This is a genomic window from Agrobacterium sp. 22094 (genome assembly GCF_052046015.1).
In the GTDB taxonomy this organism is placed as follows: Bacteria; Pseudomonadota; Alphaproteobacteria; order Rhizobiales; family Rhizobiaceae; genus Agrobacterium; species Agrobacterium cavarae.
Window position 1 is genome coordinate 103,750 of sequence record NZ_JBQEPX010000003.1, and the last position, 23,710, is coordinate 127,459.

Annotated in this window: 23 protein-coding genes; 4 read left to right on the forward strand and 19 right to left on the reverse strand. The window is 59.1% G+C overall.

Annotation, left to right across the window (positions count from 1 at the left end; translation table 11 throughout):
• Window positions 1-228: 228 nt before the first annotated feature.
• The 3 genes from ACTJK5_RS15340 to ACTJK5_RS15350 all read right to left on the reverse strand — a co-directional run bounded on the left by ACTJK5_RS15340 (window position 229) and on the right by ACTJK5_RS15350 (window position 2,385).
• Window positions 229-1,467: an aminopeptidase gene (locus ACTJK5_RS15340; RefSeq protein WP_440598833.1), complete on the reverse strand. Its 1,239-nt coding sequence runs from the start codon at window positions 1,465-1,467 to the stop codon at window positions 229-231.
• Between the two features lie 85 nt (window positions 1,468-1,552).
• Window positions 1,553-2,029: a Cys-tRNA(Pro) deacylase gene (ybaK, locus tag ACTJK5_RS15345; RefSeq protein ID WP_440598834.1), complete on the reverse strand. Its 477-nt coding sequence runs from the start codon at window positions 2,027-2,029 to the stop codon at window positions 1,553-1,555.
• Between the two features lie 5 nt (window positions 2,030-2,034).
• Window positions 2,035-2,385: an ArsC family reductase gene (locus ACTJK5_RS15350; RefSeq protein ID WP_440598835.1), complete on the reverse strand. Its 351-nt coding sequence runs from the start codon at window positions 2,383-2,385 to the stop codon at window positions 2,035-2,037.
• A 192-nt stretch (window positions 2,386-2,577) separates the two neighbouring features.
• Between ACTJK5_RS15350 and ACTJK5_RS15355 the strand changes: the two genes are divergently transcribed.
• Window positions 2,578-2,745: a hypothetical protein gene (locus ACTJK5_RS15355; RefSeq protein WP_165457025.1), complete on the forward strand. Its 168-nt coding sequence runs from the start codon at window positions 2,578-2,580 to the stop codon at window positions 2,743-2,745.
• Window positions 2,746-2,898: 153 nt separating this feature from the next.
• Here the strand turns inward: ACTJK5_RS15355 and attM are convergent, their stop codons facing one another.
• Genes attM through ACTJK5_RS15370 form a run of 3 tightly spaced genes read right to left on the reverse strand, consistent with a single transcriptional unit; the run spans window position 2,899 to window position 6,370 of the window.
• Entirely contained in the window at window positions 2,899-3,690 is a 792-nt protein-coding gene (attM, locus tag ACTJK5_RS15360; protein WP_062423647.1) for an AttM family quorum-quenching N-acyl homoserine lactonase, read from the reverse strand.
• A gap of 44 nt (window positions 3,691-3,734) precedes the next feature.
• Window positions 3,735-4,895, reverse strand: a complete 1,161-nt coding sequence (locus ACTJK5_RS15365; protein ID WP_111847275.1) for an iron-containing alcohol dehydrogenase — start codon at window positions 4,893-4,895, stop codon at window positions 3,735-3,737.
• A 20-nt stretch (window positions 4,896-4,915) separates the two neighbouring features.
• On the reverse strand, window positions 4,916-6,370 hold the full coding sequence (locus ACTJK5_RS15370) for an NAD-dependent succinate-semialdehyde dehydrogenase (protein ID WP_111847276.1): 1,455 nt from the start codon (window positions 6,368-6,370) through the stop codon (window positions 4,916-4,918).
• A gap of 89 nt (window positions 6,371-6,459) precedes the next feature.
• On the opposite strand from ACTJK5_RS15370, the gene ACTJK5_RS15375 reads away from it, so the two are divergent.
• Window positions 6,460-7,236 carry an IclR family transcriptional regulator gene (locus tag ACTJK5_RS15375; protein WP_111847277.1) on the forward strand — a complete coding sequence of 259 codons (777 nt, stop codon included), beginning with the start codon at window positions 6,460-6,462 and terminating at the stop codon, window positions 7,234-7,236.
• 319 nt (window positions 7,237-7,555) lie between these two features.
• Here the strand turns inward: ACTJK5_RS15375 and ACTJK5_RS15380 are convergent, their stop codons facing one another.
• The 3 genes from ACTJK5_RS15380 to ACTJK5_RS15390 all read right to left on the reverse strand — a co-directional run bounded on the left by ACTJK5_RS15380 (window position 7,556) and on the right by ACTJK5_RS15390 (window position 9,936).
• Window positions 7,556-7,990, reverse strand: coding sequence for a pyridoxamine 5'-phosphate oxidase family protein (locus ACTJK5_RS15380; protein ID WP_111847278.1), 435 nt, complete (start codon window positions 7,988-7,990; stop codon window positions 7,556-7,558).
• A 54-nt stretch (window positions 7,991-8,044) separates the two neighbouring features.
• Entirely contained in the window at window positions 8,045-8,872 is an 828-nt protein-coding gene (locus ACTJK5_RS15385; protein ID WP_440598837.1) for a DUF1206 domain-containing protein, read from the reverse strand.
• 152 nt (window positions 8,873-9,024) lie between these two features.
• Window positions 9,025-9,936, reverse strand: coding sequence for a LysR family transcriptional regulator (locus ACTJK5_RS15390; protein WP_111847280.1), 912 nt, complete (start codon window positions 9,934-9,936; stop codon window positions 9,025-9,027).
• A 96-nt stretch (window positions 9,937-10,032) separates the two neighbouring features.
• Between ACTJK5_RS15390 and ACTJK5_RS15395 the strand changes: the two genes are divergently transcribed.
• Entirely contained in the window at window positions 10,033-10,362 is a 330-nt protein-coding gene (locus ACTJK5_RS15395) for a nuclear transport factor 2 family protein (RefSeq protein ID WP_111847281.1), read from the forward strand.
• Window positions 10,359-11,147, forward strand: coding sequence for an SDR family oxidoreductase (locus ACTJK5_RS15400; RefSeq protein ID WP_111847282.1), 789 nt, complete (start codon window positions 10,359-10,361; stop codon window positions 11,145-11,147). The genes ACTJK5_RS15395 and ACTJK5_RS15400 overlap by 4 nt, the downstream gene beginning before the upstream one ends.
• Before the next feature lie 207 nt (window positions 11,148-11,354).
• Here ACTJK5_RS15400 and guaA read toward each other — a convergent pair whose 3' ends face one another.
• From guaA to ACTJK5_RS15450, 10 genes are all read right to left on the reverse strand, one after another.
• A complete protein-coding gene (guaA, locus tag ACTJK5_RS15405) occupies window positions 11,355-12,932 on the reverse strand; it encodes a glutamine-hydrolyzing GMP synthase (RefSeq protein ID WP_062423655.1) in 1,578 nt (525 codons plus the stop codon).
• An 82-nt stretch (window positions 12,933-13,014) separates the two neighbouring features.
• Entirely contained in the window at window positions 13,015-13,653 is a 639-nt protein-coding gene (locus tag ACTJK5_RS15410; protein WP_440598838.1) for a 5'-methylthioadenosine/S-adenosylhomocysteine nucleosidase, read from the reverse strand.
• Window positions 13,643-14,101 (reverse strand): PaaI family thioesterase, encoded by a 459-nt coding sequence (locus ACTJK5_RS15415; RefSeq protein WP_062423657.1) that lies wholly within the window; start codon window positions 14,099-14,101, stop codon window positions 13,643-13,645. Before ACTJK5_RS15415 ends, ACTJK5_RS15410 begins: the two co-directional genes overlap by 11 nt.
• Window positions 14,102-14,212: 111 nt before the next feature.
• Window positions 14,213-16,015 carry an NAD(P)/FAD-dependent oxidoreductase gene (locus ACTJK5_RS15420; protein WP_111847512.1) on the reverse strand — a complete coding sequence of 601 codons (1,803 nt, stop codon included), beginning with the start codon at window positions 16,013-16,015 and terminating at the stop codon, window positions 14,213-14,215.
• A 115-nt stretch (window positions 16,016-16,130) separates the two neighbouring features.
• Window positions 16,131-17,204 (reverse strand): 2,3-butanediol dehydrogenase, encoded by a 1,074-nt coding sequence (locus tag ACTJK5_RS15425; protein WP_111847284.1) that lies wholly within the window; start codon window positions 17,202-17,204, stop codon window positions 16,131-16,133.
• Between the two features lie 154 nt (window positions 17,205-17,358).
• A complete protein-coding gene (locus tag ACTJK5_RS15430) occupies window positions 17,359-19,242 on the reverse strand; it encodes a sigma-54-dependent Fis family transcriptional regulator (protein WP_111847285.1) in 1,884 nt (627 codons plus the stop codon).
• Between the two features lie 224 nt (window positions 19,243-19,466).
• Complete coding sequence (locus tag ACTJK5_RS15435; protein WP_440598839.1) at window positions 19,467-19,922, reverse strand: TspO/MBR family protein; 456 nt, start codon at window positions 19,920-19,922, stop codon at window positions 19,467-19,469.
• A gap of 50 nt (window positions 19,923-19,972) precedes the next feature.
• Complete coding sequence (locus ACTJK5_RS15440; protein WP_440598840.1) at window positions 19,973-21,064, reverse strand: DUF1513 domain-containing protein; 1,092 nt, start codon at window positions 21,062-21,064, stop codon at window positions 19,973-19,975.
• Between the two features lies 1 nt (window position 21,065).
• Window positions 21,066-22,187, reverse strand: coding sequence for an imelysin family protein (locus tag ACTJK5_RS15445; protein ID WP_440598841.1), 1,122 nt, complete (start codon window positions 22,185-22,187; stop codon window positions 21,066-21,068).
• Window positions 22,187-23,707, reverse strand: coding sequence for a di-heme oxidoreductase family protein (locus tag ACTJK5_RS15450; RefSeq protein WP_440598842.1), 1,521 nt, complete (start codon window positions 23,705-23,707; stop codon window positions 22,187-22,189). Before ACTJK5_RS15450 ends, ACTJK5_RS15445 begins: the two co-directional genes overlap by 1 nt.
• Window positions 23,708-23,710 lie beyond the last annotated feature (3 nt).

Below are 23,710 nucleotides of genomic sequence, written 5' to 3' on the forward strand. Positions count from 1 at the left end.
GACACGCGCTCTTCAGAAGCGATCGAGAGCGATTAGCAGGTACGAGCGGCGATCCGTTACGATCGCTGTCGCCAATCGCTCTGCCGCGGTGGCGGGCCGGGCCTCTCATCCTGCAGCATCGGCCCGAAAATCGGACTCGATTTTCGCAAAGCACGGTGCGCCGATTCAAAACGTGGAGCGCCGTGCGTCCAAAAGGAAGCACGGCGCTCTAGAGGGCCCGTGCCGAGATCAGGCCCACTCACCCTTGCGCATAACGGGCACGACGGAGCCATCTGGCTTGATGCCGTCGATATCGACCTTGTCGGAGCCGATCATCCAGTCGATGTGGATCAGACTGGAATTGCCGCCTTGCGCCTTGATCTGATCCTGGCTGAGCGTCGCCCCGTCGATGAAGCACTTGGAGTAGCACTGGCCGAGCGCGATATGGCACGAGGCGTTTTCGTCGAACAACGTGTTGTAGAAGAGAATGCCGCTTGCCGAAATCGGCGAGGAATGCGGCACCAGCGCCACTTCGCCGAGGCGCCGCGCACCCTCGTCTGTATCGAGCACCTTGTTCAGCACCGATTCGCCCTTCGAGGCTTTGGCTTCGACGATGCGGCCGGCCTCGAACTTCACCTGGATATTGTCGATCAGCGTGCCCTGATGGGAGAGCGGCTTGGTGCTGGAGACATAACCGTCCACGCGCAGCGCATGGGGTGTGGTGAAAACTTCCTCGGTCGGGATGTTCGGATTGCAGGTGACACCGTTCTTCGCCATGGAGGCGCCGCCGTGCCATTCATGGCCGTCTGCAAGGCCGATGGTGACATCAGTGCCGGGGCCTGTGAAGCGCAGCGAGGCGAAATGCTCCCCATTCAGCCACTTGGAGCGCTTGGCAAGATTGGCATTGTGCTCGACCCAGGCTGCCACCGGATCGGCGACATCCACACGCGATGCTGCGAAGATCGCATCCGCGAGCTTACGAACGGCGTCGTCTTCGCTGACATCCGGGAAGACCTGCTTGGCCCAGGATGGGTTGGGGTAGGAGATGATGTTCCAGTTGATGTCGAAGTTGGAAATCTTCTCAAGTGCCGGCTTGTAGGCCGTGGAATTGGCCTTGTTGGCGCGCGCGACTTTGGTCGGGTCCTGTTCAGACAAAAGCATGGGGTTGTCGCCGGAAATTGCCAGTCTTGCTGCGCCGTTGGCGTAAGCCTTTGCCATGCCTTCGTAGAGCCAGCCGGACGCCTTGTCGAAATTGGCGTCACTTGCATGGCGATAGCGCGCCAGCGTCGTTTCCTCATCGGAATAGAAAGTGGTGACCAGGCCGCTGCCTGCCATATAGGCGTGCTTGGTCAAGAAACGGACCAGCGGCAAGGCCGCCAGCGGCGCCGTGATCACCAGATCCTGATCCTTCTGGAGCTGAAGTCCAATCTTGACGGCGACTTCGGCCAGCTTTTCGAGTTTGACGGGATCGATAGGAGAAACGCTCATGATCTGCCTTCACATGTCTGCTTGAATGGGTTTGGACAATAGACCATCCATCGGGAAAGCCAACCACCTTCCCAGACGGCAATGCTCAGTCTGCGACAAGCGGGGCAGCCTTCGCCTTCAAAGTAGCGAGCGCATCTTGGGGCGAAAGGCGTACCTGCAGCCCGCGCTGGCCGCCATTCATATAGACGTATGCATGTTCCATCGACTGAACCTCGATCGCTGTGGGAACCAGTTTCTTCTGCCCGAAGGGGCTGATGCCGCCCACATGGTAACCGGTTGCCCGCTCGGCATCGGCCGGCTTCATCATATGGGCGGACTTTCCACCAAAGGCTGCCGCCAGCTTCTTCATGCTGACTTCCCGGTCGGAAGGGACGGCAACACAGACGGCCCTGCCGTCCACCTCGGCCATCAGCGTCTTCAGCACCAGATGCGGCGGCTCGCCAATGGACTCGGCTGCCTGAAGACCGATGCGCTCGGCATTCGGATCGTACTCATAGGATACGGTGGTAAAAGCCACGCCGGCCTTGGTTAGCATCTGCGTTGCACGGGTCGTCTTGGACATGGAGCCTACTTGCCGAAAATCGAAGCGTAGGTATCAGGCTTGAAGCCGACAGTGATCTCGCCGTCGCTTTCCAGGACCGGGCGCTTGATCATCGACGGTTGCTCCAGCATGAGCCCGATCGCCTTCTCTTGGGTCAGATCGGCCTTCTGCGTATCGTCCAGTTTCTTGAAAGTGGTCCCCGCCCGGTTCAGAACGGTTTCCCATCCCGCCGCCTCGCACCAAGCTTCCAGATGGGCGCGATCGATGCCTTGCGTCTTGTAGTCATGAAAGGCGGCGTCGATGCCGTGCGCTTCCAGCCAACTGCGCGCCTTCTTCATCGTGTCGCAGTTCTTGATGCCGTAAATGACCGTCGCCATGCTCTCAATCTCCCTTTCTCTCCACGGATTAACAAAATCGGGGCCGTAGTCAAAGCGCCATCACCCATGCAAATTTGCCGTAGCTGTCATCCGAAGGAGTTCGAGCTCTGCCGCATGGCTCCCCCGCTATATCACGAGTTGTAGAAACGGGTGGATTTACCCATATTCAGGTCAACCCAAAAGGAGAAAGAAATGCGTTCGGTTGCAAAGACATCGCGTAAGTTTTTCAGTGAAACCCTTGCTGTTTTCGGCGCCGCCGTTTCGGTTTCCGCCGCTGTGCGTGCCCATCGCAAGCCTGCCGGTTCTGATCTCGATGCGCTTGGCATCGATCCCAAGGCTTTCGACAAGGTTCAGCTGTAACATTCAGTCGCGCGCCTTAAAGGGCTGCGCACCGTAAAGCTCAATCAAAAAAAACCGAGCTCTGCTTGATGCAGAGCCCGGTTTTTCTGTTTTTGAAACTGAGTTCAACCTTTTCGACGTGGATGGAGCCTCGCCGCCGATGAGAACGGCATATCAGCCGTAATATTCGGGAGCTTTTTTGAAGGTCGACCAAGCGTCGGGGTCATGCCCCGTCACCACGATCGCATCTGTCTTATCGGCAATTGTTCTGAGTTTCTGTACGGAACGCACGGTGTCCACAGTGGAGGCGAGGAAGCCTGGCAATGCCTTTTCTTCCCAGTGATCGAGCGTGTAGGCAGCGTCGATGGTGAGCAGCAACGGCTTGCTATCCGGCACTCGCACCAGGAAGGACTGGTGGCCCGGAGCGTGTCCGGGGGTGAATATGGTCGTAAGGGTGCCATCGCCGTAGATGTCGTAGAGATCGTCATCCGCGCCGTTGAGGAACTGCCATTTCAGGCCCGGCTTATCGAAGTCCTTTCGGATATAGCCGCCTGCCGCAAACCAGTCCGGCGTGAAGGCGTATTCATACTCCCGGCGTTGGACGATATGGGTGGCATTGGGAAAGCGACCGATGGCGCCAGTGTGATCGAGATGCAAGTGGGACTGGACGACGTATTTGACGTCAGCAGGGTCGAAGCCGAGCGCCTTTATCTGATCGACGCAGCCCTGATCCTTGTCCAGAACCGGCCAATAGACATCGCACACGCCGCCCCAATGGCCGCGCGGGTCGGTTGCCACTTCGATCGCGTTGCCGCCATCGATGACCGTATGCCCGTCCGGATGGGTGATCAGGAAGAAAGGAACGGGAATTTCGTAGTCCGCGCCGTCTCCCTGGTTCATCTTGATGTTGTGCACCTTGCACTTCAAGGTTCCGGATTGAAGCATATAAAGCCTGATATCGGTCATAAACGTTTCCTCCCTGAGAGTAGATTGCTGAATGGTTTGTGTGATCAGAACGCTTCCCGATAAAGCGCCAGCGCATCCTCCTCGCGCACCTCGACGGGGTTGTTGACGAGCAGACGCGTCTGCTTCATGGCGTCCGCCGCCAACATTGCGAGGCTGTTGTCGGTAACGCCGACATCTCTCAAACGGCGCGGCGCACCGCTCTCGTCCATCAGCTTTTCCATGTGCTGAACGAATGCGGTGGATCGCGTGGTCGCGTCACCTTCGCCCGGCACCTTCAATACGTCGGCAAGCTCCGCATAAAGCGGTGCTGCTGCAGCGGCGTTAAAACGAAGGATGGGGCCGAGCATGAGAGCGTTAGAGAGGCCGTGGGGAATGTGGTAGTGTCCGCCAAGCGGATAAGCGAGAGCATGCACGGCCGCTACCGGCGAGTTGGCGAAGGCTTGACCGGCCAGCGTGGCGCCGAGCAACATGGCTTCTCTTGCGTGACGGTTTTTGCCATCCTTGCAGGCTGCGACCAGATTGTCTCCCAGGAGACGCAGGGCTTCGCGCGCCAGACAATCGGAGAGCGGGTTTTTCTTGTGCTTGCTGGTATAGGCTTCGATCGCGTGAACCATTGCATCGATGCCGGTGGCAGCGGTGTGGACTTGCGGCAGGCCCACCGTCAACTCTGCGTCAAGCAGCACGAAATCCGCATAAAGCTGAGGCGAAACTACGCCCATCTTGGTGGTCTCGCCGGTGGTGATGATCGAGATATTGGTGACCTCGGAGCCCGTTCCGGCCGTGGTCGGAACCAGTACCAGAGGCGCACGCGAACCCTTGACGTTGCCGATGCCGTACATGTCCGAGAGTGACTGATCGGAAACCAGAAGCACAGCCACAAGCTTCGCGATATCGAGCGACGAACCGCCGCCAAGACCGATGACGATATCCGCGCCGAAGGCTTTGGCGGAGGCGACGCATTCCGCAACCACATGTTCGGGCGGATCGGCAACCACCCTGTCGAAGGTCTCGACGGAAAAGCCGCTGACAGACAGCGCCTCGGCAATCGGTTGGATAAGCCCTGCCTTCACCAGACCGCTGTCGGTTATCAGAAGCGCTTTTCGCTGTACGAAACGGCCAGCCAGAATTTCACCGAGCTTTGCTGCCCCGCCCCAGGCGACCTGCATGGAGGGGACGGTTCGAAACTCGAACGGATTGATGGTCATAGTATCCTCCCAATCACGTCTCAGCTTAGAGCCGAGCAGAGATATTTGATTTCAAGATATTCATCGATGCCGAAGTGGGAGCCCTCTCGGCCAAGGCCGGATTGCTTGACGCCACCGAAGGGGGCAACCTCGTTGGAGATCAGGCCGGTGTTGTGACCGACCATGCCGTAATCCAGCGCTTCCGCGACGCGCCATGTGCGGCTGAAGTTTTCGGTGTAGAAATACGCCGCCAGACCAAACTCGGTGTCGTTGGCCATGGCAATCGCCTCTTCTTCCGTCTCGAAGCGAAAAAGTGGCGCAACCGGTCCAAACGTCTCCTCGCGCGCGACCCTCATGGTCTTTGTCGCGCCCGCAATAACGGTCGGCTCGAAGAAGGTGCCGCCAAGTGCGTGTCGTCCGCCGCCAGTGATGATAGCAGCACCTTTCGCCAGAGCGTCGGCCACATGTTCCTCGACCTTCTTGACAGCGTCCTCGTCGATCAACGGACCGATCGTCACGCCCTCTTCGGTACCAATGCCGACCTTCATCGCGTTCACTTTTGTGGCCAATTTCTGCGCAAAGATGTCGAAGATTGCTGACTGGACATAGATGCGATTGCTGCACACGCATGTCTGCCCGGCATTACGATACTTCGATGCAATCGCGCCTTCGACTGCCGCATCGATATTGGCATCGTCAAAGACGATGAACGGTGCGTTGCCGCCAAGTTCGAGAGAGAGTTTCTTGATTGTCGGGGCCGATTGCGCCATTAGAACGCGTCCAACCTCGGTCGATCCGGTGAAGGATATCTTCCTCACCGTGTCGCTTTCGGTAAAGATCTTTCCGATCTCCCGTGCCTCGCCTGTCACCACCTGCAGCACACCGGCGGGAATGCCGGCTTCCTCAGCAAGAACGCCAAGCGCCAATGCTGTAAGCGGCGTCTGCTCTGCAGGTTTGACGATCATCGTGCAGCCTGCGGCAAGCGCTGGCGCGGCCTTGCGGGTGATCATCGCCGCCGGAAAATTCCAGGGCGTGATGGCAGCGCAAACACCGATCGGCTGTTTTAGGATGGTGATGCGTTTGTCGGTGGTGGGCGCAGGAATGGTTTCGCCGTAGACCCGTTTTGCTTCCTCTGCAAACCACTCCACGAAGGAGGCGGCATAGAGCGCTTCACCCTTGGCTTCGGCGAGCGGCTTGCCCTGTTCTGCCGTCATCAGCGCTGCGAGATCGTCGGCGTTTGCCACCATCAGATCGAACCAGCGCCTCAGTATGGATGCGCGCTCCTTGGCGGAGCGGGTTCTCCAACCGACCAAAGCCTGTTCAGCTGCCTCGACAGCGTGCGCTACCTGGCTGGATGTCAGTGACGGAACTTCAGCGATGACCTTCCCGGTCGCCGGATTTTCAACCTTGATCGTTTGGGAACTATCCGATTGAATCCATTTTCCGTTGATCAAACATGCATCTGTAAGAAGGCGAGGATTTCTCAACTTGAGCACTGTGCGATCTCCAGATAAGTTCATCTAATTGAACCGTGGTCCGTGTATTGAACTATGATCGCTGTTGCCGATCCTGTCAAGGAGACGAAATGCAAAATGACGAGCCCGACTCTTCGTCCGCGCAAACGGTACCGGCCCTGCGCCGGGCAGTTGGCATTCTCGATATTCTCACCTCTGGCAAAAATCTGACGGCTGCTGAAATCGCCCGCGCACTTGGTCTGCCGAAGAGCACGGCCCACGGACTCCTGGCGGTGATGAGTGAGCTCGATCTTGTGGCGAGATCGCCGGATGGAACGTTGAAGATTGGACCTCATCCACTCAGATGGGCGAACGCCTTTTTGTCGCAGCTCGACATCGTCACGACATTTCAGGAAGTGCTTGCACGGGACCGGAAACTTGACCCCTACACTGTTACGCTGACGGTACGCGAAGGCGCAGAGGTCGTCTATGTTGGCTGTCGTAACTCAGATCAGCCTTTAGGCCAGACATTCCGCATCGGCATGAGACTGGCGGCACCGTTTACTGCCACTGGCAAGATACTGTTGTCGGATCTTAAACGTGAAGAACTCGATCATCTGCTGGCCGATTTTCCCAAGCCCCTGACGCAACGCAGCGTCCGCACCGTCGAAGAGCTGGAGAAGGAGCTTGAGCTCACGCGAGAACGTGGCTTTTCTATTGACGATGGGCAAATCCGTGAGGGGATGATCTGTATTGGGGCAGCACTTCGAGATCACTCGGGTTCCGCGGTTGCAGGAATTGCGATCAGTATGTTGCGCAGCGAAGCAAGCGACGACAGAATATCCGAACTCGGATCGCAATTGCAGGTGATCGCAAAGGGAATGTCAGAAGGGCTTGGCGGAGCCTGAAGATGTTGATTCGACGGTCGACCGAATGTGAAATAACGGGGCTCAAAGCAGGGGCGGTTGTGATCAGACCCACTATCGTCAATCCATCCGCCGAGTTCTACGCGATTCCAGCCTGGCGCATGTCGCGCAAAACTGCGTGACGGCTTTGCGATAACGACATACGGCAGGAGAAGAACTCACAGCATACGGAGCGAATCTGAAAGTTCGCTAGCCCCGTCACAGCGCCATCCCGAAAATCGGAATCGACTTTCGGAAAGCACGATGCGTAGATCAAAAAAGATAGAGCGTCCTTTGTGCGTCCGATAGGACGCACGGCGCTCTAGAGTTCGATCGTGCCGTTCTCTTCCCCGTCCCAATATTGCACGCGAACGCCACGCACCTTGATCAGGACTAAACCGGGGGTGTCGACGCCTTCTGTGAACCAGCGATCGAGGTCGGACACCCAGTGGCGCTCGAAGGCGGCCTTGTCCTCGATGAGCTCTGCAGCGCCCTCGATCGAAATGAACATGCCGGGTTTGCCAAGCAGGCTTGGCGGCTCGGTGAAGGAAAGCGTCACCTGAGAATTGCGATTGATGTGGGAGACCTTGTGGGTGTCCTTCATCGAGAAAAACCAGGAATCGCCATCATAAGCGACATCGCCATTATTGCTCATCGGGCGGTTGGTGATGGCGCCGGATGAGCCGTGCGTTGCCATCATGCAGAAGTCGATCTTCTTCATCGTTGAAGCAATGTCTTCGATTGTCTTGCTGGCCATGGAAGGCTCCTTTTCTTGAGCGTTGGATCATCAGAATGTCTTGGAACGTCGCTGTCATCGCCCGGGCAAAGCGGAGCGCACGGATTGCGTTACTGCGCTTAAGGAAGGGCTCGGGATCGTCCGGTAGCGGGCCTCAATCAGATTGTATATGCCGAAGGCGGCAAGCCCTGCTGCAACGCAGATGTAAAGAGCGCTGCCGAATGGCATCTGCCTCAGCCACTGCATCGCATCGCCCATACTGCCAGCCTCCTGCGGATCGACCTTCATTCCCGCCATGACAAACAGGATGCCGATGATGGCAAACACCAGGCCGCGCGCGACGAGGCCGTAGATACAGATCCAGGTAGCGACTGCGTTTTGATCCGGGATGCGGAGATAACGCTCGAACTTTCGCGTCAGTCCCTTCGCAGCAGTGACACCGCCGCCGATGACGAACCCCGCTCCAACCACAATCAGCAGATAAGATCCAAAAGGCTGGGAGATGATCCATTGAGCAAGATCTTTCTCGCCAGATCCTTCATTGCCACCACCGGCAAGAAAGCTATGGCCAAGCGCAAAGCCGGCAAGACCCAAATAGGTAATCGCACTTCCGATGAGAGCAGTACGAATGACAAGTCCTTTTGCACTGGTGCCGTGATCGTCCGTATCGGCAATGGCTTGCGCCAACCGCCAGCACACAAAACCCAGAAGCCCGATGCCGATGGCGCCCACCCAGATGCGTCCGAACGGCTGGTTCAGAAGCGTTGAGAGTGCCGACTTCGTTTCGGCTTTCTCACCGGAGACACCGGACAGCAGCGCCAGCCCGCCAACGAGCATGAAGACGATACCGCGTGCGGCGTAACCACTCTTGGCGAGCAGATCGAATCGAAAGGTTGAGGGCATGACGGGACCGCGGTGCTGGGAACAATGGATCCCTAACGCGCCGCGCGGATGAATGGTTGAGCCGGGAGTAAAAAAAGTCCCGACGTCGTCGTCACCTTTTCGCAGAGATGGGGCCTCCGAGACCGATTTTCAGCGACTGCCGAGATAAAAGCTCAGGGCTGCGCGAGCCGTCCGGCGGCATAGTCGCGCGCCAATGCGATGAAGGCCTGGAAGGCAGCCGAGGAATTGCGCCGATTATAATAATAGAGGCACAGCGGTACGAGCGGCGGCGTCCAGTCATCGAGGATGCGCACAAGCCGTCCTGCAGCGATGTCTTCGCGGACATCCATTTCCATGAAATAGCCGATCCCTAAACCGCTCGTCACCGCGATCCGCGCCAGAGAGGCTTCGTCGAGCGTGATCGGCCCATCGACGTCGAGTTGCAGACCTTCGCCACCCTTCTCGAACCGCCACCGGAGCAATGTGCCATCCGGAAGCCTGGCGCGAACGCAGGGGTGGTTGAGCAGATCCTGCGGCACTTGGGGGACAGCCTGGTTTTGGAAGAAGGCAGGAGATGCGACAACGGCCATGCGTCGCATCTGGCCCAGCGGTATTGCGATCGCATCGCTGGGCACGAGATCGGCGCTGCGCACTGCCAGATCGAAGCCCGCCGCTACGACGTCGACGAGCCGCCCCTCAGTCACGATGTCGATATGCACCTGGGGATAGCGCTGCAGATAGTTCAGGACCAGCGGCGCCATGATCTCGCGCGCCGCCGTCGCGAAAGTATTGATGCGCAACGTACCGGACGGTGTCTCCTGCTGGGAGCGTGCCGTGTTCATCGCCTTCTGGATGTTTTCGAGCGCCGGCTTGATCTGTGCAACGAAGATGCGTCCCGCATAGGTGAGCGAGACGCTGCGCGTGGTGCGATTGAACAAACGAACGGCAAGCTCCCGCTCAAGCTTGCCGACAGCGCTGCTGATCGCCGTGGTCGACATGCCGAGTTCGAGAGCCGCTGCTCGAAACGAACCGCACCGAACAATGGCCAAGACCGCCTCAAGTTCAATGAGAGAGTGGCGCGCCATTGTCCCGATTTCCGTTACACCTCATGCGGTTTCATCTCGCTTATCGGGAGAAAAGTCCAGCGCTAAATTAGCCGCATCACTTAGAAGGAGATGATCATGTCACTGAACCTACCTCAACCGATTGCCGATTACATCGAGGCAAATGCGCGTCTCGATCTGGAAGGCATGATGAAGCAATTCACGAATGATGCCGTCTTCATAGATAACGGTAAGCGTTACGTAGGCCCAGCCAAAATCCGCCAGCTCCTTGAGGATGAAGCGATCGCGGTCAAAGCGATCTTCGAGCCCGATACTGTTCGGAAGGAAAACGGCGACATTGTTCTCGAAGGTCCAGCTCACGGAGACTTCCCCGGCAGCCCCCTCCGCTTCACCTATCGATTTACGCTGGCGCACAATGCCATCAAGACCCTGGAGACCACGATATGAGTGTCCAGGTACTTCCCCATGAATTTGCCGGCAAGCGTGTGCTCGTCAGCGGCGGTACCAAGGGTCTCGGCCGCGCCACGGTGAAACGCTTCCTCGCCGGCGGCGCTCGCGTCGTTACGGCTGCCCGCACGATCAAGGATCCGATTGAAGGCGTCGAATATGTTCAGGCGGACCTGACCACTGCTGAGGGTAGCGAAGCGGTGGCCAAGGCGGCAATCGAGCGGCTCGGCGGTATCGACATTCTTGCCCATGTTATCGGTGGCTCTGCTTCGCCGGCGGGCGGCTTCGCTGCGCTGACGGATGAGCACTGGCTTGCCGAACTGAACCTCAACCTGCTGGCAACGGTCCGGCTCGACCGACTGTTGATCCCTCAGATGCTGGAGCGCGGTAAGGGCACCGTCGTGCACGTTACCTCCATCCAGTCCGTGCTGCCGCTGCCGGAATCCACGACAGCCTATGCCGCTGCGAAAGCGGCGCTGAGAACCTACAGCAAGTCGATTTCGAAAGAACTCGGGCCCAAAGGTGTGCGGGTCAATTCCGTCTCTCCCGGCTGGATCATGACCGATGCCGCTGGCGACTTCCTCGACATGCTGCGCAATGCCAATGGCGGCACGATCGAAGACGCGCGTCAGTCCGTGCTCGATGCGCTGGGCGGGATCTCGATCGGGCGCGGAGCCGAACCCGAAGAGGTTGCCGACCTTATTGCCTACCTTGCCTCCGACCGGGCCGCTGCGATCCACGGTGCCGAGTTTGTCATCGATGGCGGTACGATCAAGACAGTCTGAAGCGGCCCGCAAACCCTTCGCGGCGAGAGGGCTTTCACGAGGTGATTGACCGCAAGGTACTGACCAGCAGCGTGAGGACAGCCTATCGGTTCATTGTATCGCGTAAACGTTGCATCAATCGGCCTGTTTTAAAAAGCTGAAAGCCCGCAATAAGCGGGCTTTCAGTATTTTCTCGCAACTTGCTGCCAGTTTACAGCGGGAGCGCGATCATTCCCACTCGATCGTGCCGGGTGGCTTCGACGTCACATCATAGACCACGCGGTTGATGCCCTTGACCTCGTTGATGATGCGGGTGGCCGCACGACCGAGGAAGTTCATGTCGTAAGGGTAGAAATCCGCCGTCATGCCGTCGACTGAGGTGACCGCGCGCAATGCGCAGACGAAGTCATAGGTGCGGTAGTCACCCATAACACCCACGGTCTGAACCGGCAGCAGAACCGCAAAGGCCTGCCAGATGGTGTCATAGAGACCAGCCTTGCGAATTTCGTCGAGATAGATCGCATCCGCCTTGCGCAGAATATCGAGCTTCTCGCGCGTCACGACGCCGGGGCAACGGATCGCCAGACCTGGGCCCGGGAAGGGGTGACGTCCGATAAAGCTTTCCGGCAGGCCGAGTTCGCGGCCAAGAGCGCGGACTTCGTCCTTGAACAATTCACGAAGCGGTTCGACCAGCTTCATGTTCATGCGCTCGGGAAGCCCGCCGACATTGTGGTGGCTCTTGATCGTGACGGACGGGCCGCCAGAGAAGGACACACTTTCGATGACGTCAGGATAGAGCGTGCCCTGCGCCAGAAACGCCGGAGCACCCTTCCCGTCGGCTGCGATCTTGGCAGCTTCGGCTTCGAAGGTTTCGATGAACAGGCGACCGATGGTCTTGCGCTTGACTTCGGGATCGGAAACGCCAGCCAGTTCAGTGAGGAAAAGGTCGGAGGCATCCACATGGACGAGCGGGATGTTGTAATGATCGCGGAACATGCCGACGACCTGCTCGCTTTCAGCAAGACGCATCAGGCCATGATCGACGTAAACGCAGGTCAGCTGGTCGCCGATGGCCTCATGGATGAGGATCGCTGCAACCGAGGAATCGACGCCGCCGGAAAGCGCGCAAAGCACGCGGCCATCGCCGACCTGCTCGCGGATCTTGCGGATCATCTCGGCGCGATAGGCGGCCATCGTCCAGTCGGATTTCAGACCGACGATCTTGTGAACGAAGTTGGAAAGCAGCTTTGCGCCATCCGGCGTGTGAACCACTTCCGGGTGGAACATGGTGGTGTAATAACGGCGCTCTTCATTGACTGCGATGGCGAAGGGGGCGTTCTCGGACGTCGCCGCCACTTCGAAACCGGCCGGCAATTGTGTGACGCGGTCTCCGTGGCTCATCCAGACCGGGTAACGGCCGCCGAGCTCCCAGAAACCGTCGAAGAGCGGGCTTGCCTTCTTGATCTCGATATCGGCTCTGCCGAATTCCGCCGCATGGCCGCCTTCGACCGTGCCGCCCAGCTGGGTGCAGAGTGTCTGCTGGCCATAGCAGATGCCGAGGATCGGGATGCCTGCATCGAACACCGCCTGCGGTGCGCGCGGGCTTCCCTCTGCCGTGACAGATGCGGGGCCGCCGGAGAAGATGACGCCCTTCGGCTGCATCTTCTCGAATGCCTCGGCGGCGTTCTGGAACGGGTGAATTTCGCAATAGACCCCGGCTTCGCGGATACGGCGCGCAATCAGCTGCGTCACCTGGCTGCCGAAATCGATGATGAGGATGCTGTCGGGATGGGCTATCTGGGTCATGGCGAGCCTTTAAAGAATTGCCGGGCGTAAGGCAACCCGGCAGATGCCTTGAAAAGCCAGAAAATGGGCTTCAGTGCAAGCTTTAGAGCGGAATCTCTCCAGCCTTTATGGCGTCCTTCAGCCTGTCGACGGCCTCTGCCAGCCTCTCGTCGATGACGTGCAGATATTCGGTCCAATCACCGATATGGTGGACGTCCGCCTTGCCATCGGAGATGCCGCGCAAGCCGATCAGCGGAACGCCGAAACGCTGGCAGGCCCGCAGAACCGCGAAGGTCTCCATCTCCACCAAGTCGGCGTCGATCGCCTCGTAGGCACTTCCGGATACGACGTTTGCGCCGGTCGAAACCCGGGCAGTGGGGATCTGCGGGATGATGAATGGGAGCGGCACCTCTGCCGGGAGATAGAGAAAGGGCGTGCGCCCTCTTTCGAAGCCGAAGGCTGAAGCGTCCATATCGCGGTACGAGACGCTCGCCGCCTGATAGACGTCCGCCTGTTCCAGTGTGCGCGAACCGGCGGAACCGAGCGAAACGACGAGATGCGGCAGGCGCGCCTGGCCGTTAAGGTCGCTCAGTGTCGCGGTCAAGGAGACGGCGGCCTCTACCGGGCCAACGCCGGTCATCAGCGGCCGGAAGCGGGCCTTCAGATGCGGGCCATACTCGGCATCTGCCGCCATGACGAAGAGAAGGCGCTTGCCGTCGATATCGACCATTTCATAGCTCATTTTCGTTGAACCCTTCGCGGCCCTTGAGAACCATCATCGTACCGGTCATCGAGGCGATCAGTTTGGCTGGTCCGTCGGAGATCGCATAGGCGCGCCCGTCGGCAACGATGATGTTGCTGCCGGGCTTGGTGATTTCGCCGCGGAAGAGAAAACGCTCACCACGCCCCGGAGACATGAGATTGACCTTGAACTCGATCGTCAAAAGAGACGCTTCAGGCTCTACGATGGTGTAGGCGGCATAGGTGCAGGCGGTGTCGAGCGCTGCGGCGATGACGCCAGCATGCAAGATGCCGTGTTGCTGGGTGAGCTTGGGATGAAAGGGCAGTTCGATTTCGACCAGCCTGTGCTCGATACGCGAGAGCTCGGCTTTGATCGCCTGTACGACGCCCTGACGTGCAAAGCTCTTTTCAATGCGCTGGCGAAAATCGCCAGGATCGGTGAATGCCATTCCCCTGCCTTTCATTTTTACGCAAAAATGACATGGCGTCCGTTCACGCGCAAGACAAGGGTGGCTGATCCGTCGGTCGTTGCCAACCGACGGATCGAGGCCAGTTTCACATCATGCCAGATGATGGGGCTTTTGCAGACCATAGACCGGGGTTTCAAGCCCGACGTGGCGCGCCTTCAGCTGAAGCGACAGATATTGTGAGTAGTGGCGCGACTGATGCAGATTGCCGCCATGAAACCACAGCGCCTGTTGTTGGGTCGGCTTCCACATGTTGCGTTGCTCCCCTTCCCAAGGGCCGGGATCCTTCGTCGTGTTGGAGCCGAGACCCCAGCACTTGCCAACCTTGTCTGCTACCTCGCGGGAGATGAGATCTGCGGCCCAGCCATTCATCGAGCCGTAGCCGGTTGCGTAGACCACCAGATCCGCCGGCAGCTCGGTGCCGTCCTTCAACACCACGGCATTTTCAGTGAGATGCGAGACATCCACGCCGGATTTCAACTTGATCGAGCCGTCGATCACTAGATCGCAGGCGCCGACATCGATGTAGTAGCCGGAGCCGCGACGCAGATACTTCATGAACAGACCGGATTCGTCATCGCCGAAGTCCAGCATGAAGCCGGCTTTCTCCAGCGCCGCGTAGAAATCGGCATCCTTCTCGCGGATCCTGTCGTAAATCGGGATCTGGAACTCATGCATGATCCTGTAGGGGAGCGAGGCGAAGATGAGATCGGCCTTGCGCGTCGTCATCCCACTCGCGACCGCGCGTTCGGAATAGAGGTCGCCCAGACCGATTTCCATCAGCGAGTCCGATTTGACGATGTGGGTGGACGACCGCTGCAGCATGGTGACATCCGCGCCGGCCTCCCAAAGGGCGGCGCAAATATCATGGGCCGAGTTATTGGAGCCGATCACCACGACCTTTTTGTCCGCATAAGCATCCGGGCCAGGATGCTGCGACGAGTGTTGCTGTTCACCCTTGAAGATATCCTGCCCTTGAATTTTCGGTACGTTTGGCTTGCCCGACATGCCGGTCGCCAGCACCAGCTGTTTCGGCCGCAGCACGACGTCCTCACCGGCTCGGTTTACGACAACCGTCCATTCGCCTTTGGCCTCGTCATACTGCGCAGATTTGCAGGTGGTTGAGCCCCAGTAATTCAGCTCCATGACCTTGGTATACATCTCCAGCCAATCGCCCACCTTGTCCTTGGGGGTAAAGACCGGCCAGTTTTCCGGAAAGGGAATATAGGGCAGGTGATCGTACCAGACGGGATCGTGCAGGCAGAGCGACTTGTAACGCTTGCGCCAGCTGTCGCCCGGCCGCTCGTTCTTTTCGATGATGATCGTCGGAACGCCGAGTTGACGAAGGCGGGCACCAAGGGCAATGCCGCCCTGGCCGCCGCCAATAATGACGACATAGGGCTGCTCGGAGTAACCAAGTTCGCTGGCTTCGGCCTCGCGCTTTTCTTTCCAGGTCCGGCGGTTGCGGTCATGGCCGTGTTCGGCGCCCATCGGACGGCGCATGCCTTTCGGCTCTTCGTGACCTTTCAACTCGCTCATCGTGGTCAGCAAGGTCCAGATCAGTCCGTCCTTCAGGCGGATATGGCCGTATCCACGCGCTGTCGCAGTCTCGAACTCAAACCAGCCTTCGGTGACGCCACCGCCTTCCGAGGCCGGCTCTTTACCGTCTTGCACAAAGCCCGAAGGCTTGATTGCGGCAAGCTGGCTCTGCAGCATGTCGCGGATCTCTTCGCGGCCTTCCAGCGTCTTCAGGTTCCAGGTGAAGGTTACCAGATCGCGCCAGTGGCAATCGGCCTGAAACAGGTGGATGGCAGCATCTATGTCGCCTGCTTCAAGCGCTGTGCCGAACTTGGAAAGAACAGTGTCGATTTTGGTGGCGGGACTGACGTCAAGCATATTCATCTCCTCCATGGTTTGCTTGGGTCTTGTGGCAAGCGGCGGTCTCTCCACTTGCCAGACTATTGACCTGCCGCATTCCGGGCTCCTCTTCCCGGGCTGCGACAGGGATGGGCTATTTGGAAAGATCGATGAGGATCTTCAGATGCGTGCCGGCCGGGTCCAGCAAGGTATCGAAGCCCTCAGACACGGCGTTATCGAGCGTGATGCGCTTGGTGACGATCTTCGTGGCGGGTAACAGCCCGGAGGCAATCAAACGGATCACGCGGGGCCAGTAATGGGTCGGGTAGGCCCAGGAGCCCTTGATTTCCAGGTCCCGGAAAGTCACCTGGAACCAATCGAGCGGATTTTCGTGTGGGTGAAGGCCCGTCTGGACCACGACGCCCTGCTTACGTACCGCATCGGCACAGGCCTTGAGTGCATGTTCGTTGCCGACGCATTCGATCGCGACATCGCAGCCGACAAGCCCTTCGGTTGCCGCGCGCACGACATCGCCGACACGATCGCGCTTGGGGTTGATGGTGATCACGTCGGGAATGACGTTTCGAGCAAGTTCGAGGCGCGCATCGTTGAGATCGGATACGAAAAGCTGCGCGGCACCGGCGGCGCGAGCGGCGAGAAGCGTCAGCATGCCGATCGGGCCGGCACCTGTTACCAGGACGCTGTTACCAGCGGTTACACCACCGCGGTCGCAGGCATAGACGGCAACGGCCGTCGGTTCTACCAGCGCTGCTTCCTCATCGGTCATGTCGTCCGGAATTTTCTGGACGTTGTATTCATTGACCAGCGCTGCCTCGGCCATGCCGCCGCCGTCCCAGCTCAGTCCAACGAGCGCCAGTTGCGGGCTCAGATGGAAGAGACCGCGATCGGCAAAGTAATCGCCGGAGCGCGGCATGACCAGTGGCTGGATCGATACGCGGTCACCGACGCGCACCGAGGTCACGCCCTCTCCGATGGCCTCCACCACACCGCCGAATTCATGGCCGAGGATCTGCGGACCATGCGCGCCGGTGAACGGGTGCGGCTCGGTGGGCACGAAGATCGGACCGTAGCTGTATTCGTGGAGATCGGTGCCGCAGATGCCGACGAAGCGGTTACGGACGAGCACCTGTCCCGGTCCGGGATGTTTCGGATCTGGAACATCCTCGATCCGCAGATCCTTGGCCGCATGAAATCTAAGGGCGCGCATTTTTTTCCTCCATGGCGTCTGATGCCAGAGAAGGTGCAATGCCCATGCCAGACGCGTTCCCAGGCTGAGACGCCGGAGATTGCTGGGGTTTCGCGACAGGCCGGTTTTGCATTCCGCCACAGCTGTGGTGCTACAGCTGTGGCGCGTGCCTCACTCAGTGAGGCTTGCCGATGCCAAGCCTGCGCATCCGACGATGGAGCGTGGTGCGATCAATACCAAGCCTTCTGGCCGCCTCGGAGACATTGCCGTCGCATGCGGCAAGCAGCGCACGAAGATCAAGTTCCCGCTCATCGGTCACAGGCGTTGTCGAGGCGAAAACGAGATGCTCTGGGAGATCGTCCACCGTGATAAATCCGTCGTCGCAGAGCGCTGCCGCGAAGGCTATCGCATTGTCCAGTTCGCGAATATTGCCCGGCCAGCGATGATGCACGAGCGCGGACCGTGCGGCGTTGGAGAGAGAAAGTGGGCGGCCCGGCACGCTGTGCTTCTCCAGGGTCCTCTCAAGCAGCCACGTAAAGTCCTCCCGTTCTCTCAGCGGCGGCAACGTCATGACGGCGGTATTCAGCCGATAGTACAGGTCCTCGCGGAAATCTCCGGTAAGGACCATGTCCCTCAAAGGGCGGTGCGACGCGGAGATGACCCTGAAATCAACCTTCTGCGGTGTCGAGCCACCGACCGGCAGAACCTCTCCCTCGGCGAGAACACGCAGCAGCCTGTTCTGTGCGACAAGCGGCATGTCTCCAATCTCATCCAGGAAAAGCGTGCCGCCATCCGCTTCTTCCACGAGCCCTTTGCGTCCCTTCGGCGAAGCGCCGGTGAAGGCGCCTGGAAGATAGCCGAACAATTCGCTTTCGATCAGCTGTTCGGGAATGGCTGCGCAATTGATCGTGACGAAGCGGCCGGAGAGCCCGCTTAAATCATGAATGATGCGCGCCAGATGCTCCTTGCCGGTACCCGTCTCGCCCTGCAGCAGGATCGGGAGTTTCGAAGGTGCCAGTCTCTCCACCTTCCGCTGGAGGTTTTGGACCGCCGGTCCGCTATCACCAATTCGGGAAACCGTCGCCTGAGATTTCGAGCGCACGAGCGGCACGGTCGATCTCGTCTGCTGCGGCTCGATTGCATGCGCGTAAAGAATGGTCCCGCCTTTGACCACGATCCGCCTTTCCTGCGGAAGGCTGGAGCGGGTATGGGACGCGAGCTCATCAAGGTCGGCTTCGAAAAACGCCTCGACGCGCTGTCCGAGAAGTTCGTCCGGCTTTCGCCAGTCCAAACCTTGTGATGCGGCAAGGAAGCGGGCAGCGCCATGGGTCATGCCCGTGATCCGGCCGGCGCCATCGACCGAAAGGGCCGCCTCCGGATCAACATCCAGAAACTCCGGTGCGCTGGCAAAGCGCAGGACGAGATCATGTCGGCTGCTCGCCATCAGGTTTGCCAGTTCTATGCGTCGTACCGTCGAAGACACAAGGTGGCGGGCCATGTTCTGGCTCGTCTTGAGGATGGGAGAACTCAGAAGCGAGATATCCAACACGGCCGCGAGAGCGCCTTGCGTATCGTAGATGGGTGCGGCGGTGCAGGAGAGCGGCGTATGGGTGACATCGAAATGGTCGGTCTGGTGAATGGTCAGCGCTTCGCCCGTCGCAATACAGGCCCCTACAGCGCAGGTGCCGGCGCGGGGTTCGGACCACTCCGATCCGAGGTAAAGTCCTGCCTTGCGCAGATTGTTGTTGAAGGAGGGATCCCCCAGGAATTCCACCGTCACTCCCTGCCGATCGGAGAGAAGGAGCACATAATTCTGCTCCGCCACCTGGCGATAGAGCGCTTCCAGGGCTGAACGGGCAATGTGCACCAGATCTCCGGATCGCTGCCGATGTTCACGCAACCGCGTGTCAGAAACGATCACCGCTTCCCGGGCTTTTGCCGGGTCCAACTGGTAGGTATCGAGGCAGCGTCTCCAGGATTCCAGGACGACGGCATCGCGACCGGTGTTCCTGCCATCTGCGACATGCTCGATTTCTTTGATATGATCCGAAACATTCATAGACTGCCGGCTTTCGATCGCCGCCTCCCATGGCTCTCGGAGAGAGCTTAACCAGTTTCGGTTTGGGTTTCCACTCCGGTGCTCCCAATGGTTGCCGGAAGCGGAGCAGACTTGCGACTACAGCATCGTGCTTTGCAAAAATCGGCCTCGATGTTCGGAAAGTACAATGTGTCGATTCAAAAAGGTCCGGCATCCTTTGTGCGTCCAGCAGGACGCACGGCGCTTTAGTTCAAATAGAGAATGCTGGCATTCAGAAGCGTGGCAAAGCCGACCCAGGCCGCGTAGGGGATGAAGAGCAACATAGACAGCCGGTCGCGGCGGGAGGTCAGAATGATGAAGGCGATGATGCAGATCAGCATCGGAACGATGATGATCAGACCTGCGGCCGGGCTCTGCATGCCGAAGAACATCGGCGACCAGAGGAAGTTCAGCAGCATCTGGCTGCCCCACAGCTGCATCCGTCCGCCCATACGGCTTCGCAACCATGTGCGCGCGCCGGAGATGGCGATCATCACGTAAAGCGTCGTCCAGACGGGGCCGAAAATCCAGTTGGGAGGATTGAATGGCGGCTTGTTCAGCGACTGGTACCAGTCGCCGGGAACGTTGTTGATGCCGATCAACGCGCCACAGGTCACGACGACAGCGATAAAAACGAGATAGACGACGAGCGCGTTCTTCATGCCGCATGAATGGTGGCGACAGGCTTTGGTTCCCGCGCCATTTCAACAAATTAGCGAGAGATGCGCGCGATGTGCTGGTCCCATGAAACAGCACTCATCCGGCCCGCAAAATCTCCGTCATAGGAGGAGGCGATGACGCCGCTATTCGATGCGGCGACGCCTGCCGCTTCGCGCAATGTTGTCTGCGTCAGCACCGTGCCACGCTTCTCGTCAAGCGTGACGAAGGCGTTGCCGTTGGGAGACGTCAATCCGACGACACCCGCCTCGCGGTTGACCGCGATGGCCCCGACATAGTTGGCTAGCCGCCCGGTCGTCTCATCGGGCAGGTCGACGAAACGCAGATCGTCGCCCTTGGAGAAATAGCCTGCAAGTGGCGGCAGGTCGTTGCGCGGGCCTTCATACTGGCAGGCAAACCAAATCCGACCGTCATTGCCAAGATCGACATGACGGGTTGAAAGCTGCTTTAGCTGCTCCGGGAGTGTGTGTTTCTGGATCAGGTTGCCGGTCGCAGCCTCCAGAAGCACCAGCGAGGGCTCCATGCGATCGATATTGAGTTTGGTGCGGCCAAAATCCGGGTGGGTTTCGATACCGCCATTGGCAATCACGATCATCGCGCCATCGGTGCTCACCGTCATGTCGTGGGTGCCGATCCCGTGGGCGTCATATTCACCGAAGCGGCGGAAGCCGTCTTGCGCGTCATAAAGGCCGATGACGCCACGATTGCCGTCGAAGTCGTTCTCGCTGGCATAGAGGGTCTTACCATCCGGCGAAAACTGTCCATGACCGTAAAAGTGCCGCCCCTCGGGTGTGTTGATCACCACTGAAGCGCGACGATCGCGTGCATCGAAGGCGACGAAGAAGGTCCCGGGCCTTCGGGCGAAGGCGACCGTCATACCCGTCTCCGGGCTGAAAGCCATACCATGGGCGCGTGCCGGCAAGGCGACCCTGTCGATGATCTCTCCCGCCTCGCTGAGCGTCGCCACGCCATAAGCACCGTCTCGACTACGGAAGGCGGAAGCGAAGACGGCGTCGGTGCGCTCGAGCGCGAAGAGCGACCGCGGCGCAAGCGATGCCAGAAAGGGGACGCCGGCAGCCTTGATGAAGCTGCGTCTGTCGATAAGAAGCCGCCGGTCCTTGTCCACGTCAGTCTCCGTCCGAGAACGAAAAACCGGAGCTCAGACCGATGGCGCCGCCATACTGGTCGTTGATGCGGTAGATCAGGTCCTTGCCGTTCAACAGCAGGTAATCGACCTTGGCCCGCTCCTTGTCGTCAGCCAAGGCTTTTTCGACATCGGGATTTATGGTGCCGGAGACGCGGACCATGGATTTGGCGATGAAGTCGATGGAGCCGATGATCGAGCGTTGATCCGGTGGCAGGAGATCGCCCATACGGGCGGTGTGCAGTAGGTCCTGGACGGCAGAAATGTTGCCGCCGATACTCTTCCAGGTGAGGCCGGAGCGCCAGTAGATAGCGGTGCGCGGAAATTTCACATTGTCCGTCCCCTTGTAGAAGGTCTCGATGCGCTGATCGCGGATCGCCTCGGAAGCGTGGACGAGAACGCCGAGAAGGGCAACCAGTGCTTCCCGCTCATCGCGAAAGACAGGGTTGGCCAGGCCTGGCTCTTTCCAGTTCTTTGCGGTCCTGTCCGGTGCCGTCCAGATCGTCACCAGTTCGTTTCCGATATTGGCAAGATTGCCGGCGATCGCCGCGCCGTAGCGGCAGCGGAAATCATTTTTCTGCCCAGTCAAAGCCTCAGCGCCAGTACCGTAGAGCACGAACTCCAGAGCACCCAGACCTTGTGCTGCGACGCTCTTTGTCTTCAATCCGTCTGCCGTCGTCACGCTCTCATCCTTGTCGGCGAGATAGCGCTGCACCTGCTTCAATCCCAGACCCTTCTTGTCCGGATAATAGAGAATGCGCTCGAAACGGTTCTGTTCGATGACCGGACCGACGCGGACGATTTCGATATGCGACCAGGCGTCCACCGTATCGGCAAAACCTTGCTTGGCATCGTTCATCTTATTGGCGGATGGATCGGCACAGAGCGCTTGCATCGTGCTTTCCAGCGCGCGTGCCTTGTCGCGGAATGTCTCATAGCCAGGGCGGATAAACCCGTCGACAGCCTTTTCCATCGTCACACGCACCTTGACGGGGTCGAGCGGCGGAGGTGGCATCAACTCGACATCCTGGGCCTTCGCCGTACCCATGAAGAGAAGGATCGTCAGCGGCAGGCTTGCCAGAAGTTTACGCATCGAAATGTCCATCAAAGAGACTCCAGAAATGTCAGCAATGCCTGCCGGTCAGATTTTTGCAAGGCAGCAAAGGCGTCGCGCGCTTTTTGTGCCTCACCCCCGTGCCAGAGAATTGCTTCGGTCGGGCTGCGCGCCCGCCCGTCATGCAGGTAGAATTCGTTGCCGTTAACGGCGTGCGTCAAGCCAATACCCCAGAGCGGCTGCGTGCGCCATTCCTTGCCTGTCGCGTCACCAACCTGCTGCCCATCCGCCAGACCGTCGCCCATGTCATGCAGAAGAAAATCGGAATAGGGCCAGATCAGTTGGAAAGAGTGAAGGGGATCGTCGGCGTTTCGTCTTGTGACAAATTTTGGCGTGTGACAGGTGGCGCAGCCGCTGTCGTAGAACATTTGTTTGCCGCGCAGAACGTTGGGGGCATCCACATTGCGTCGGGCAGGAACGCTCAGGTTTTCGGTATAGACCGTCACGAGATCGAGGACAGGAGAGGGTGCTTCGGTGTCGCCCAACCGCTTTTGCACGCCGGTCGGCATGGCAAGACAGTCCGTCTGCCTTTCCGTGCAATCCCCATAGGCATTGGGTGCGTCAGGCGTCGATATGCCGAGATCATGCGAAAAGGCCATTGCGGCCTGATCCCGCACGGTTGCGTTCTGGGCTTTCCAGCCGAAACGACCGAGCGACAACGTGCCTGAACGATGGTCGCGTACGAAGGCGGGCTTGCCGGAAATCCCATCGCCGTTTTTATCCTCAGGATCGGCATTGGCGAGAATGTCTTCCTGAGCGATCGCTTCGATCAAGCCCAGGCCAAGCGTGGGCTGCGCAATCCGGGGTGAGATGGAGGTTGTGGCTTCGAAAGGTCCATCGACCAAGCCATCGACGCGATAGGTCGGCTTGCGCAGTGACACGATTTCGCCGTCGCCAAGCGTCACCGTCCGCTCCTCATAGGAAACGGTCAATTTGCCTTCCGCCTGCAAACCCGGCACGGCGAGGTTTTGCAGTTGGGCGCCGTAGGTCACGTCGGGAAAGTTGAGGACCCGATGATCCTGGAGAAGCTTGTCTTCCTCAGGCGTGCGTGGAGCGCGTGCAAGGCGGGCGATCATCGAGACGGCATCCTCGCCCTCACGCGGCGGGCGCCCGCGTCCGTCATTGATATGACAGGTCTGACAGGAGCGGGCGTTATAGAGCGGCCCCAAACCATCGGAGGCCTGCGTCGACGAAGGTGAGGACACCCACAGCTTCTGGAACAGCGCATGGCCGAGCTTGAAGTCCTGGTCCTGCTCCAGGGCGATGTTGGCGGACGGTTGGGAGAAGGACGTATTGCCCGGCGCAACCCTCGTTGTCGCCGCACCGGCGGACATGGCTTCGAAAGGCTCGGCCTTGGAGAAATCGGTCGTAGGCCTGGTGACGGCGCGAACGCGATCTAGATCGCTTTGGGAGATGTCACGGCGTGTCGCATCGGCAGCCAGTGACGGCAGGCCGCATATGAGAAGGGCGAGGGTGGGCGTGACAAGCCGAACGAGATCAGTGCGCTTCATGTC